The following is a 13,019-nucleotide window of genomic DNA, read 5'->3' as shown; positions in this document are numbered from 1 at the left end:
GCAGGTCAGCGGGTTGGAGGCGGGCGAGATGACGTCGGACGGGCCCGTCGCATACCGTGCCGGCGTGGACGGACGACGGAGCTTCCCCGACGAACAGGACCCGCGCTGGTACACCGGTGAGCGCGGACGCGGCTACGAGCCGGAGTGGCGGGGCACGGACGAGGCGCGCTACCGCGACGACGAGTTCCGCGCCCCGGAGCAGCGCGGCGCCACGGAGGAGACCCGGTACGACACGCACCCGCACCGCGAGCCGGGACGGTTCGGCGGCGCGGAGGACGACCCGGGACGGTTCGGGGCGCTGGGCGCGCCCGCGGACGACCGGTCCGAGTCGACCGGTTACCGCCCGACGCGCGCACGTCGGGCGGAAGCGGACCCGCTGGAGGACTCCGGCGAACTGACCGTCGAGCGGGTCGGCCGCCGGGCCGCGCGTGACGACCTCGCCGGCCCCGACCCGCTCGCCCTCCGCGAACCCGGCCCGGTCGACCCCGCCCCGCCGACTCCGGGCGCCCCGTTCGCTCCGAGCGCCGTCCCGGCTTCGAGCACCCCGCTGACTCCGGGCGGCGCGGTCATCGGTGGAGATCCCCTCGCCGCAGGCAGCTCGGGCCCCGGAGCGGCGTCGGGCGCGCCCACCACCCCGGGCACGACCGCGCATCCGGGCACGCCCACCCATCCGGGCGCGGCCGCGCACCGGGAGCCGTCCGCCGGCGCGGGCGTCTCCGGCGGCGTGGGGGATCCGGCCCGCCCCGCGCCGCTGTCCGGATACCCCGTCGTCGAGGCGACCCGGCCGGCCGAACCGCCGCACCCGCTGGAGATGCCGACCGGGCCGATGCCGCCGGTCGGCCCCCGTGCGGAGCCGCCACCGGGCCTGCCGGCGTACGGTGGCGCGCCCGATCCGGCCCGGGCCGGCGGGGACGGCGTGTACCGGACGCGACGGCCGGTCCTCGCGGTCTTCTTCGCGGTGCTGGTGCTGGTCTTCGAGGTCCCCGCGCTCCGGCTGCTCGCAGCGGGCGTGACCGGGGACCCGGTCTCCGCCACAAACGTCGTGAGCGGGACGTTCCTGGTGGCCGGGCTGCCGATCTTCGCGATCGGGCTGTACGGGCTCCGTACCGGTGGATTGTCCCTGGCCGAGGGGAGTCGCGGCTGGCTGCGCCCGCCGACGGCCTACCTGACCGTCGCCCTGGCGCTCTTCCTGGCCGCCGCGCTCGCGGCAGGCTGAGCCTGGTTCGGGGTGATCGACTCGAGATCGTTGACGTCGGGCTGTCGCCTCGGGGACGCCCCGACGTCACGGAAGGCGAGTCGATCACGCGGGCCGCGAGGGGGACCGGCCCGCCGCGTCCCCGGGGGCTGCGCAGCGGGGGAGGGGCGTACACTGGTCGACTGGCGACCGCCTCGCGCGGTCGACCTCGCGTGCCCTCTCCACGGTTGGTCGTGGGGCGACGGCCTCCCTGGTCCCGATCTTGTTCGGGCCCACCATGGCCGGCGACCGGGCACCAGGACGCCCGGCCGCCGGCCGGGCGTGACAACCAGGGATCGTAGGGAGTACCCACCATGGCCGTCGTGACCATGCGTCAGCTGCTGGAGAGCGGTGTCCACTTCGGGCACCAGACCCGGCGCTGGAACCCGAAGATGAAGCGTTTCATCTTCACCGAGCGCAACGGTATCTACATCATCGACCTGCGCCAGACCCTCGACTACATCGAGAAGGCGTACGACTTCGTGCGCAACACCGTGGCCGAGGGCGGCAGCATCCTCTTCGTCGGCACCAAGAAGCAGGCCCAGGAGGCGATCTCCGAGCAGGCGACCCGGGTCGGCCAGCCGTACGTGAACCACCGCTGGCTCGGTGGCATGCTGACCAACTTCCAGACCGTGTACAAGCGGCTGCAGCGGATGAAGGAGCTGGAGGCCCTCGGTGACCTGAGCGGCACCGCCGCCGGCTACACCAAGAAGGAGACCCTGCAGCTCTCCCGCGAGAAGGACAAGCTGTCCCGCACCCTCGGTGGTCTGCGGGACATGCAGAAGCTCCCGGCCGCGATCTGGGTGGTCGACACCAAGAAGGAGCACATCGCCGTCGACGAGGCCCGCAAGCTGGGCATCCCGGTGATCGCGGTGCTCGACACCAACTGCGACCCGGACGAGGTCGACTTCCCGATCCCGGGCAACGACGACGCGATCCGGTCCGCCGAGCTGCTGACCAAGGTCGTCGCCGCCGCCGTGGCGGACGGTCTGATCGCCCGCTCCGGCCGCCGCCGTGGCGGCGAGGAGAAGCCCGAGGCGGGTGTCGCCTCCGACGAGCCGCTGGCCGAGTGGGAGCGCGAGCTGCTTGAGGAGCCGAAGAAGGCCGACGAGCAGGAGCAGCCGGCGGCCGCCACCGCCGAGTGACCGTACCGTCGCTGCCCCGCCGTCCGTTTTGCCGGACGGCGGACAGCGGCGGCCCGGGCGGGCACATCGGGCCCGGATCCGGGTAACCGGCACCTCTGACCATCCACACGCCGCCTCAACATCGAAGAGAGAGCCATGTCCCAATTCACCGCCGCGGACGTCAAGAAGCTCCGCGACCTCACCGGCGCCGGCATGATGGACAGCAAGAAGGCGCTGACCGAGGCCGAGGGCGACTTCGACAAGGCCGTCGAGATCCTGCGCGTCAAGGGCGCGAAGGACGTCGGCAAGCGGGCCGGCCGCACCGCGGCCAACGGCCTGATCGCGCACTCCGGCCAGGCGCTGCTCGAGCTCAACTGCGAGACCGACTTCGTGGCAAAGACCGAGTCGTTCATCGCGCTGGCCCAGCAGCTCGTCGAGCACGGCGCGCGCACCGGCGTCAACAACGCCGAGGAACTGCTCGCCAGCGAGCTGGACGGCAAGAGCGTGGCCGACCTCATCCAGGAGCAGTCCGCCAAGATCGGCGAGAAGCTGGTCCTCAACCGGTTCGCCAAGCTCGACGGCACCACCGCCGTCTACCTGCACCGCAAGGCCCAGGACCTGCCCCCGGCGGTCGGCGTGCTCGTGCAGTACGCCGGCAAGAGCGACGAGGCCGGCGACGCCGACGCCCGTGGTGTCGCCATGCAGATCGCCGCGATGCGGCCGCAGTACCTGACCCGTGACGAGGTGCCGGCCGACGTCGTCGAGTCCGAGCGGCGCATCGCCGAGCAGACCGCCCGCGAGGAGAACAAGCCCGAGGCGGCCCTGCCGAAGATCGTCGAGGGTCGGGTCAACTCCTTCTTCAAGGACTACGTCCTCCTGGAGCAGGCGTCGGTCACCGACAACAAGAAGTCGGTGAAGCAGGTGCTGGCCGAGGCCGGCATCGAGGTCACCCGCTTCGTGCGGTTCGAGGTCGGCCAGGCCTGAGCCGCCACCGGGCGCCCACGGCGCCCGTCAGGCAGGAACGTCGACGAGGAGGTCGCCGGTGTACGTGACAGGCACCGCGGCCTCCTCGTCCCATAGGGTCGGCAGCGGCAGGTTGGCGGTACGCGGCGCACGGGGCGTCGACGTGGGAAAGGGCGGGGCGGATGACGCAGGTTGTGAGTGACCGGACGCTGGCGATGGACGACCCCACCGCCCCGCCGCCCGGCCGGGCTCGCCGGGTGGTGCTCAAGCTCTCGGGCGAGGTCTTCGGCGGCGGCGCGATCGGTGTCGACCCGGACGTCGTCCAGGCCATCGCCCGACAGATCGCCACCGTGGTCCGCCGCGGCGTGCAGGTGTCGGTGGTCGTCGGCGGCGGCAACTTCTTCCGCGGCGCGGAGCTGCAGAAGCGCGGCATGGACCGGGCCCGCGCCGACTACATGGGCATGCTCGGCACCGTCATGAACTGCCTCGCCCTCCAGGACTTCCTGGAGAAGGAGGGGATCGAGACCCGGGTGCAGAGCGCCATCACCATGGCCCAGGTCGCCGAGCCGTACATCCCGCTGCGCGCAATCCGGCACCTGGAGAAGGGCCGCGTGGTCATCTTCGGCGCGGGCGCCGGCATGCCGTACTTCTCCACGGACACGGTGGCCGCGCAGCGGGCACTGGAGATCCACGCCGACGTGGTGCTCATGAGCAAGAACGGCGTCGACGGCGTCTACAGCGCCGACCCGCGGATCGACCCCACCGCCAGCAAGTTCGACTCGATCACCTTCTCCGAGGTGCTGCGCCGCAACCTGCGGGTGGCGGACGCGGCGGCGTTCAGCCTCTGCATGGAGAACGGCCTGCCGATGCTGGTATTCGGCGCGCAGGGGGAGGACACGATCGTCCGCGCCGTCGGTGGCGACAAGATCGGCACCCTGATCACCGCCTGAGCGGTCGCCACGGCGACGGCAGCGGTCCTCCGACACACAGCAGAGCCCACGACGAGCACAGAAGGAGGCGAGGAGACCGGTGATCGACGACACCCTCCTCGAGGCCGAGGAGAAGATGGAGCGTGCGGTCGAGCACGCCAAGGAGGAGTTCGGCGCGATCCGGACCGGCCGTGCCAACCCGGCCATGTTCTCCAAGGTCATCATCGACTACTACGGCACGCCCACCCCGCTGACCCAGATGGCGTCCGTCGCGATCCCCGAGCCGCGGATGGCCATCATCAAGCCGTACGACAACTCGCAGATCAACGCCATGGAGAAGGCGATCCGCGATTCGGACCTCGGCGTGAACCCGAACAACGAGGGCAACCAGCTGCGCATCCTGCTCCCCCAGATGACCGAGGAGCGCCGCCGCGACATGATCAAGGTGGCCCGGCACAAGGGTGAGGAGGCCAAGGTGGCCATCCGCAACATCCGCCGCCGGGGCAAGGAGGAGCTGGACCGGATCGTCAAGGACGGCGAGGCCGGGGAGGACGAGGTCCGCCGGGCCGAGAAGGAGCTGGACGACCTCACCCAGCGCTTCGTGGCGAACGTCGACGAGCTGGTCAAGCACAAGGAGACGGAGCTGCTCGAGGTCTGAGCGCCCGTCCCGGGCCGCCACCGTGACGTGAGGCCCGTCCCGGCCGGGGCGGGCCTCACGCCGTGCGTACGGCCGGGAATCCGGTGGTCGCGGACGCCCGGCGGGCGGCTCGTCCGCCGTGCCGGGGCGCAGGGTGCAGTAGGCTCGGCAGGATTCCCGGCCACCGGGCGGTGAACGTCGGGGATCGACCGGCAGTCAGGCCGGTCAATCCGGAGGAACAGTCGCGCGTACAGGGGTTGCTTGTGGTTCTGCGTCATGTGGTGGTACTCGTGCCGCTTCGCGGTGCGTGATGTCCCACCTCGACCCCTACGGCGGCGCTGAGCCGCGCGGCTGGGACCGGCCGGACCGGCCGGCGTCGCTGCCGTGGCCGGAGGCCGAGATCGACCCGGGGCCGTGGACGCGACACCCGGACCCCGGCCCCGAGCTGTACGCGGAGCCGCGCACCCGTTCCCACCCGCAGGCCGACCCGTACACCGACCGGGGTGGGCCCTATCCGCCGGACCGCTACGACGAGGGCGGGCGGTACCCGGCCGGCCCCTACCCGGACCGCGGCGCGCCTCCCGATCGGGGCCCGCACCGCGGGCGCCGGCCCGACCCGTACCACGACGAGGCCCCGCACCGCGGGCGCCGGCCCGACCCGTACCGCGAGCACGACCGCCCCGACCGCCGCGGCGACGACCGTCGCGGCCCGGCCGCCTACCCGGAGCGGTACGACGAGCAACGCCCGGAGCGGTACGAGGACCGCCACCCGGAGCGGTACGAGCGCCACCCGGACGAGCGCCGGGACCGTCACCCCGACGAGCGCCCGCCGGCGCGGTACGAAGGCCCGCCGGCCACCGGCCCGGGCCGGTACGACGACGACTCCGGATACCCGACCGCGCAGCTGGAGCCCGTGCGGGTCGAGGTCGGCCCCGACCCCGCCGGTGAGCCCGAGCCGGAGCGGCCCCCGGGCCGACGGCCGCGGGGCAAGCGGCGGGCCACCGCCGACCGGCCGCCCACGCAGCCGAGCCGCGCCGGGCGCAACCTGCCGGCCGCCATCGGCGTCGGGCTCGGTCTGGGTGCCGTCATCCTGCTGACGCTCTTCGTCTACACCCCGGCGTTCCTCGCGGTCATCGTCGCCGCGGTGGGCGTGGGGGTCTGGGAACTGGCCCGGGCGGTCCGGCGCAGCGGGGCCCACCCGCCGCTGGTGCCGCTCGTCGCGGGTGGCGCCCTCACCGTGGGGCTGGCCTGGTTCGCCGGCCCGGACGCGCTGAGCCTCGGCCTGCTGGTCACCGTGCTCGGCACCATGATCTGGCGGCTGGGCGACGGGCCCGGCGGCTACCAACGCGACCTGACCGCCGCCACGCTGATCGCGGTCTACGTGCCGTTCCTGGGCGGCTTCGCCGCGTTGCTCGCGGCGGCGCCGGACGACGGCCCGTGGCGGATCCTGAGCACCCTGGTCGCCGTGGTGCTCTCCGACACCGGCGGGTACGCGGCCGGCGTGGCGTTCGGCAAGCACCCCATGGCCCCGTCGGTGAGCCCGAAGAAGTCCTGGGAGGGTTTCGCCGGCTCGGTCACCGCGGCGGCGCTCGGCAGCGCCCTCATGATCTGGCTGGTGTTCGACGTGGCCCCCTGGTGGGGGGCGCTGTTCGGGCTGGCCGTGTCCTGCGCCGCGGTCCTCGGCGACCTCGCCGAGTCGATGATCAAGCGGGATCTCGGCGTGAAGGACATGAGCAACCTGCTGCCCGGGCACGGCGGCCTCATGGACCGGCTCGACTCGATCCTGTTCGCGGTGCCGACCGCGTACCTGCTGCTGGCGGTCTTCGTGCCGGTGACCGGGTGACGTCCCGCGTGGGCGCCGCCACCTCGTCCGGAGGGCCGGGGTCGGTTCGGCACCTCCGGGCAGGTGCGTTCGCCGTTCGGCGTGACAGACTGGACCCGCCATGACGACCCTGCCCCTGATCCCCGCCACGTCCGGCGCCCCCGCGGCGCGTCGGGCCGCCATGCCGCCGCAGCACCTCGCCGACCTCGACCTGGCCGGGCGCCAGGCGCTGGTCGCCGAGCTGGGCGAGCCGGCGTTCCGCGCGAAGCAGATCTCCACCCACTACTTCGGCCGGCTGGTCCGCGACCCGCAGCTGATGACCGACCTGCCGGCCGCCACCCGGGCGCGGCTGGCCGACCGGCTGCTGCCGTCGCTGCTCACCCCGGTACGGGAGCTGGCCTGCGACGACGGCGCCACCCGCAAGGCGCTCTGGCGGCTGCACGACGGCTCGCTGGTGGAGAGCGTGCTGATGGGCTACCCCGACCGGGTCACCGTCTGCATCTCCAGCCAGGCGGGCTGCGGCATGGCGTGCCCGTTCTGCGCCACCGGCCAGGCGGGGCTGACCCGCAACCTCTCCACGGCCGAGATCGTCGACCAGGCGGTCTACCTGGCCGGCGTCGCCGCGTCCGGTGCGGTGGCCGGGTCGCCGGCCCGCCTGTCCCACGTGGTCTTCATGGGCATGGGTGAGCCCCTGGCGAACTACGCCCGGGTGGTCGCGGCGATCCGCCGGCTGGTCGCACCGGCTCCGGAGGGGCTCGGCCTGTCCCAGCGGCACATCACCGTTTCCACGGTGGGCCTGGTGCCGGCTATCCGCCGACTGGCCAGCGAAGACCTCTCGGTGACCCTTGCGCTGTCGTTGCACGCCCCCGATGATGATCTGCGCGACGAACTGGTGCCGGTCAACCAGCGCTGGAAGGTAGCCGAGGTGCTGGACGCAGCGTGGGACTACGCGGCCCGGACGGGACGCCGTGTGTCGATCGAATACGCAATGATCAAGAACGTGAACGACCAGCCGTGGCGAGCCGATCTGCTCGGCCGGCTGCTGGCGGGCAAGTTGGCCCACGTGAACCTCATTCCGCTCAACCCGACGCCGGGCAGCCGCTGGGACGCGAGTCCGAAGCCGGTCGAGCGGGAGTTCGTCCGGCGCTTGCGCGAGGCCGGGGTGTCCACCACGGTGCGGGACACCCGGGGGCGCGAGATCGACGGCGCGTGTGGGCAGCTCGCCGCCGCCGAGGACAGGGACATCGACCCCGCCACAGCGGCATCGGCGTGACCGGGCGTGGCGAACGAGACCAGGAGACATAGTGGCGAGTCAGGGTCAGCGTTTCCGGCGTAAGGCGCTTCGCCGGGGATACAAGGTCGACGAGGTGGACGCCTTCCTCGACCGGGTGGAGGCGACGCTCGCCGGCCAGCCGGTCGGCGCGCCCGTGGCCTCCCAGGAGGTCCACGACGTCGTCTTCCGGGTCCGGTTCAACGGCTACGACGAGTGGCAGGTGGACCTGCACCTCGACCGGGTCGAGCGCCAGCTGGCCGAGTTGGAGGAGCGCGGCGCCCGCGGCGGGGACCCGCGGCTGGGCGACCGGCTGGGTCCGCCGGACCGGATGGGCCCGCCGATGCGCGACGAGCGCGGTATGTCGCCGGTGCCGCAGCCGCTGCCGCCGCGGCCCATGCCGGCGCAGGCCGGCCCGCCCGCCGACCGCTACGGCCGCTACGACGAGCCCACCGGCGCCCTCGCGGGCGGCTACGACGGCCCGCCGCCCCGGGGCGGCTACGAACCGCCGCGTCCTCCGGGCGGCCCCGGCCCCGGCATGCCCATGGGTCCGGGCGCCCCGATGGGCGGCCCCGCCGGGCCGCTGCGCGGTCTGCCGCCGGGCCCCGGTGGCTACGGCCCCGACGAGCAGCGCTTCGACGGCTTCGAGGCCGGCCGGCACGGCCGCGCCGACATGACCGCCGAGATCCGGATGCCGGACCGGGACCCGCGCGACATGCGTCGTGGTCCGGCCGGCCCGCCGCCCATGCCGCCGCAGGGGTTCGGTGGCGCCCCGGTAGACCAGGGTTACGGTGGCGCGCCGATGGACCAGGGTTACGGCGGCGCCCCGATGGATCAGGGCTACGGCGCGCCGATGGGCGGTCCGCCCGCGGTGCCGGGACCGCCGGCCGGCGGCCCGCCGATGGCCGGCCCGCCCGGCAGCGACCTGTACCGGGTCGACCAGATCCGCCGCAGGTTCCAGGTGCGCCGCTTCGGCAGCGGATACGACCCGGACCAGGTGGACCGGTTCTTCGAGACGCTGCTCGGCGGGATGGCCGGCCGCAACCCGATGCCGGTCAACCCGAAGGACCTCGACACGCTGCGGTTCGGGCTGGTGCCCGGCGGCTACTTCGAGGCCGAGGTCGACGCCGCGCTCAAGGACGTCCAGGACATCCTCTTCGGCCGCTGAGGTCGCCCGTACGTACGACGAGGGCCCGCCCTTCCCGATCGGAAGGGCGGGCCCTCGCGCGTCGTCCCGCCGGCGGCCGGCGTCGGCGCCCGGGTCAGGACCGCAGGCCGTTGCGCCGCAGCACGGCGTCGCCGATGACGATGATCAGCAGCAGCGCGGCCAGGCCGATCAGCCAGATGTCCTCGACCTTGCCCTCGTGGTTGCCGCAGATCATCGCCACCAGCACCAGCGCGGTCAGCACCGCCCCGATGCGCCCGGACTTCCGGTGCCCCGGCTTGTGCTGGTCTGGCGCGGTTACCGGCTCGCTTCCTGCCACTGTCGGTCCTTCCCTCGCGATCGGATCTCCGGTTAGTCTGGCACGCCCCGTGCCGGGTCCGGCGCAGGGTCCGACCTGATGGCGGTCCGCTCATGTGCGTGGCCGCGGCCGGCGCGAGCGGGCGTGAGCGGGCCGAAGGACCCGGTCGGACCAGGGCGGTACGGCACTACCGGCGTCGCGGACCGGGGGCCACAGTCACTCCGGTAGCGTTTGTCGTACACCTTGATTGTCTGTTTGAGGGGGAAACTGCGGTGCGAGTGACCGGTACCGGGCACGCCAGCATGCGGATCGACACTGCCGCGGGCAGCATCCTGTGCGACCCGTGGGTCAATCCGGCCTACTTCGCCTCCTGGTTCCCGTTTCCCGACAACTCCCAGCTCGACTGGGAGTCCCTCGGCCAGGTCGACTACCTCTACGTCTCGCACCTGCACCGGGACCACTTCGACGCCAAGCACCTGCGGGACTTCGTGTCGAAGGACGCCACGGTGCTGCTCCCCGAGTTCCCCACCTCGGAGATGGAGGACGAGTTCCGGACGTTGGGTTTCACGAAGTTCCTCAAGGCGCCCAACGAGCAGGTCGTGGAGCTGGACGGCGGCCTGAAGATCATGATCCAGGCGCTGACCAGCCCGACCGACGGCCCGATCGGTGACTCGTCGCTCTGGGTGGAGTACGACGGCGTGCGCCTGCTGAACCAGAACGACGCCCGCCCCACCGACCTGAGCGCCTTCGCGGAGCTGGGGCACGTGCACGCGCACATGCTCCAGTTCTCCGGCGCGATCTGGTACCCGATGGTCTACGAGCTGCCGCAGGCCGCCAAGACCGCCTTCGGCAAGCAGAAGCGCGACCGGCAGTTCGACCGCACGTGGCGCTACATCGCCGACCTGAAGGCGTCGCACGTCTTCCCGATCGCCGGCCCGCCGTGTTTCCTCGACGACGAGCTGTGGCAGTTCAACGACATCTTCGGCGACGAGGGGAACATCTTCCCCGACCAGTCGGTGTTCCTCGCCGAGTACGCGAAGGTCGGCGGCACCAACGGCATCGTGCTGCTGCCGGGCAGCGTCGCCGAGGTGACCACGGAGGGCGCGACCACCACCCACCCGGTGCCGGTGGAGGAGTTCTTCGCGAACAAGGTCGCCCACCTGGAGGAGATGCGGGAGCGCAAGCGCCCGATCATCGAGGCGGAGAAGGCGTCCTGGCGGCACCCCGAGGTGGACGTGCTCGGCGAGATGAAGCGCCGCATCGAGCCGCTGCTCGACGAGTCGATCTACCTGGCCAAGGGTGTCGGCGGCCCGGTCCGCTTCGACCTGGTGGGCTACGACGGCGAGAGCGTCGAGTCGATCGTGGTGGACTTTCCGGGCAAGGAGGTGCGGCCGTACGCGGACGAGAAGGTCCGCTACCGGTTCCGCACCGACCGGGCGCTGATCGAGCAGCTGCTGCACAGCGGCGAGGTGGACTGGGTCAACTCGCTCTTCCTCTCCTGCCGCTTCTCGGCGGCCCGGATCGGCCAGTACAACGAGTTCGTCTACGCCTTCTTCAAGTGCCTCTCGGAGGAGCGGCTCCAGTACGCCGAGGGCTGGTACGACGAGCACGAGCGGGCCGTCGACGCGGAGGACATCACCATCGGCGACTGGGTGGTGCAGCGGCGCTGCCCGCACCTGAAGGCGGACCTGAGCCGGTTCGGCATCGTGGAGGGCGACCAGCTCACCTGCCAGCTGCACGGGTGGCGCTTCGACCTGGCCAGCGGTCGCTGCCTGACCAGCGTGGGCCACAAGATCCGCGCCCACCGCGCCGACGAGCCAACCCCAACCGCAACCCCCGAAGCCGCAAGCTAACCCCTGCCCTGCCCTCGCCCTCCGTCGGGGTCGATCATGCAGTTGTGGTGGGCTACAAAAGCCGCTTTCCGGGCGGAAACGGGCACCACAACTGCATGATCGACGGGAAAAGGCGGGGTCAGCGGTTCAGGTCGGTCAGGATGCGGCGGGCGGCGTTGTGGCCGGCCGCGCCGATCACGCTCCCGGCCGGGTGGCAGCCGGCGCTGCCCGCGTACACGCCGTCCACGCCCGTGGTGTACGGCATGCGGTCGGTGAACGAGACCGTGTTGTCGACGTGGTGGATGTGCCCGCCGGTGATGCCGAAGTGCGCCTCGATGCCCGGCGGGGGCAGCGGCACGGCGTCCGCGATGAGGTCGGCGGTGCCCGGCGCGTACCGCTCGCAGATCTCGACCAGCCGGTCGACGTACCCGGGCAGCGCCGCGTCCCACGTGGTGCCGGCCAGCTCGTAGGGGACCGACTGCACGAACAGCGCCGACGAGTGGTGCCCCTGGCCGTCGGAGAGCGACGGGTCGACGGTGGTGTGCAGGTACCACTCGATGGTCGGCTCCTGCGGCAGGCGGCCCGCCTGCACGTCCGCCCACATGGCGCGCAGCGCGGCCATCGGTGACTCGCCGCCCCCGCCGACCAGGGAGGCCGAGCCGGGCAGCAGGTGGATGGTCGAGCCGAACGGGCTCGGCGCGTCCGCCGGCAGGCAGGAGAAGCGTGGCAGGCCGGTGAGCGCCAGGTTCAGCTTGAGGGTCGTGCCGGGTCGCCGGACCGCCGCCATCCGCGCGCCGAGCGACGCCGGGAGCGCCCCGTCGGGCAGCAGGTCCATGAGGCGGTACGGGTCGCAGGCGCCGAGCACCACCCGGGCGGCCACCTCCCGGCCGTCGGCGAGTACCACACCGCTCGCGGCGCCCCCGTCGAGGGTGACGGCGCTGACCGCCGCGCCGGTGACGATGCGCCCCCCGGCGGCCCGGGCGGCCTCGGCGAAGGTACGCGAGACCGTCCCCATGCCCCCTTCGGCGATCATCCAGGTGCCACCGGACCCGGGCAGGCGGCACATGTTGTGCACCAGGAAGTTGTGGCCGGTGCCCGGGTCGTCGGGGCCGGCGTTGAGGCCGGAGAGGCCGTCGGTGACGGCGTACATGCTGACCAGCAGTTCGGACCGGAACTCGAACCGGGCCAGGTAGTCGGCCACCGAGCCGCGTACCAGGTCGACGAAGACCTGTCGCAGCGCCGGCCGGACGTACCGGTCGGCGGTCTCCACCACGGGCAGTGGCTCGGCGAGCCAGGCGGGGGCCAGGTCCTCCCGCAGCGCGGCCAGCTCGGCCTGGAGGGCGTCGTCCGCGGCCGCGTCGGCGGGGGAGAAGAAGTCGGCGAGCTGGGCCCGGCTGGCCGCGGCGTCACTGCCGAACAACAGGTACGGCGAGCCGAGGCCGCCCGGGGTGGGCAGGAAGTAGTGCGGGTCGCGGCGTAGCACCGGGATTGTCACGTCGAGGGTGGCGAGCAGTTCCGGCGGCATCAGGCCCAGCAGGTACGAGCCGGTGGAGTGGCGCAGCCCGGGCACCTTCGGGAACGGGTTCTCGGTGCGGGTCGCGCCGCCGATCACGTCGGCCGCCTCCAGCACCAGCACGTCGAGCCCGGCGCGGGCCAGGAGGATGGCGGAGACCAGGCCGTTGTGCCCGGCCCCGACGATCACCACGTCGGCGCGGGCCGGAAGTTCACTGCTCATGCCGCCGCAG

At 72.8% G+C, this 13,019-nt stretch carries 11 protein-coding genes; 9 read left to right on the top strand and 2 right to left on the bottom strand.

Annotated features, from left to right (window positions below):
* The first annotated feature begins 64 nt into the window (after positions 1–64).
* From D7193_RS04830 to D7193_RS04795, 8 genes are all read left to right on the top strand, one after another.
* Complete coding sequence (locus tag D7193_RS04830) at positions 65–1,216, top strand: hypothetical protein (protein WP_241562815.1); 1,152 nt, start codon at positions 65–67, stop codon at positions 1,214–1,216.
* A gap of 332 nt (positions 1,217–1,548) precedes the next feature.
* Positions 1,549–2,379 (top strand): 30S ribosomal protein S2, encoded by an 831-nt coding sequence (rpsB, locus tag D7193_RS04825; RefSeq protein WP_120778116.1) that lies wholly within the window; start codon positions 1,549–1,551, stop codon positions 2,377–2,379.
* A gap of 135 nt (positions 2,380–2,514) precedes the next feature.
* Positions 2,515–3,342, top strand: a complete 828-nt coding sequence (tsf, locus tag D7193_RS04820; RefSeq protein ID WP_120778115.1) for a translation elongation factor Ts — start codon at positions 2,515–2,517, stop codon at positions 3,340–3,342.
* 161 nt (positions 3,343–3,503) lie between these two features.
* Positions 3,504–4,271 (top strand): UMP kinase, encoded by a 768-nt coding sequence (pyrH, locus tag D7193_RS04815; RefSeq protein ID WP_120778114.1) that lies wholly within the window; start codon positions 3,504–3,506, stop codon positions 4,269–4,271.
* 79 nt (positions 4,272–4,350) lie between these two features.
* On the top strand, positions 4,351–4,908 hold the full coding sequence (frr, locus tag D7193_RS04810) for a ribosome recycling factor (protein ID WP_120778113.1): 558 nt from the start codon (positions 4,351–4,353) through the stop codon (positions 4,906–4,908).
* Positions 4,909–5,197: 289 nt separating this feature from the next.
* Positions 5,198–6,730 (top strand): phosphatidate cytidylyltransferase, encoded by a 1,533-nt coding sequence (locus D7193_RS34045; RefSeq protein ID WP_241562814.1) that lies wholly within the window; start codon positions 5,198–5,200, stop codon positions 6,728–6,730.
* A 100-nt stretch (positions 6,731–6,830) separates the two neighbouring features.
* Positions 6,831–7,982 carry a dual-specificity RNA methyltransferase RlmN gene (gene rlmN, locus D7193_RS04800; protein ID WP_120778112.1) on the top strand — a complete coding sequence of 384 codons (1,152 nt, stop codon included), beginning with the start codon at positions 6,831–6,833 and terminating at the stop codon, positions 7,980–7,982.
* A gap of 31 nt (positions 7,983–8,013) precedes the next feature.
* Positions 8,014–9,147 carry a DivIVA domain-containing protein gene (locus tag D7193_RS04795; protein WP_120778111.1) on the top strand — a complete coding sequence of 378 codons (1,134 nt, stop codon included), beginning with the start codon at positions 8,014–8,016 and terminating at the stop codon, positions 9,145–9,147.
* A 94-nt stretch (positions 9,148–9,241) separates the two neighbouring features.
* On the opposite strand, the gene D7193_RS04790 is transcribed toward D7193_RS04795, so the two are convergent.
* Positions 9,242–9,463 carry a DUF2631 domain-containing protein gene (locus D7193_RS04790; RefSeq protein ID WP_120778110.1) on the bottom strand — a complete coding sequence of 74 codons (222 nt, stop codon included), beginning with the start codon at positions 9,461–9,463 and terminating at the stop codon, positions 9,242–9,244.
* 251 nt (positions 9,464–9,714) lie between these two features.
* Between D7193_RS04790 and D7193_RS04785 the strand changes: the two genes are divergently transcribed.
* A complete protein-coding gene (locus D7193_RS04785) occupies positions 9,715–11,295 on the top strand; it encodes a Rieske 2Fe-2S domain-containing protein (protein ID WP_120778109.1) in 1,581 nt (526 codons plus the stop codon).
* Between the two features lie 118 nt (positions 11,296–11,413).
* On the opposite strand, the gene D7193_RS04780 is transcribed toward D7193_RS04785, so the two are convergent.
* Positions 11,414–13,009 (bottom strand): phytoene desaturase family protein, encoded by a 1,596-nt coding sequence (locus tag D7193_RS04780; protein WP_120778108.1) that lies wholly within the window; start codon positions 13,007–13,009, stop codon positions 11,414–11,416.
* Positions 13,010–13,019: the final 10 nt, after the last annotated feature.

It is taken from the genome of Micromonospora costi (assembly GCF_003626655.1).
In the GTDB taxonomy this organism is placed as follows: domain Bacteria; phylum Actinomycetota; class Actinomycetes; order Mycobacteriales; family Micromonosporaceae; genus Micromonospora; species Micromonospora costi.
The sequence above is the reverse complement of the archived record's forward strand: the minus strand, read 5'-3'. Positions and strand labels throughout refer to the sequence as shown.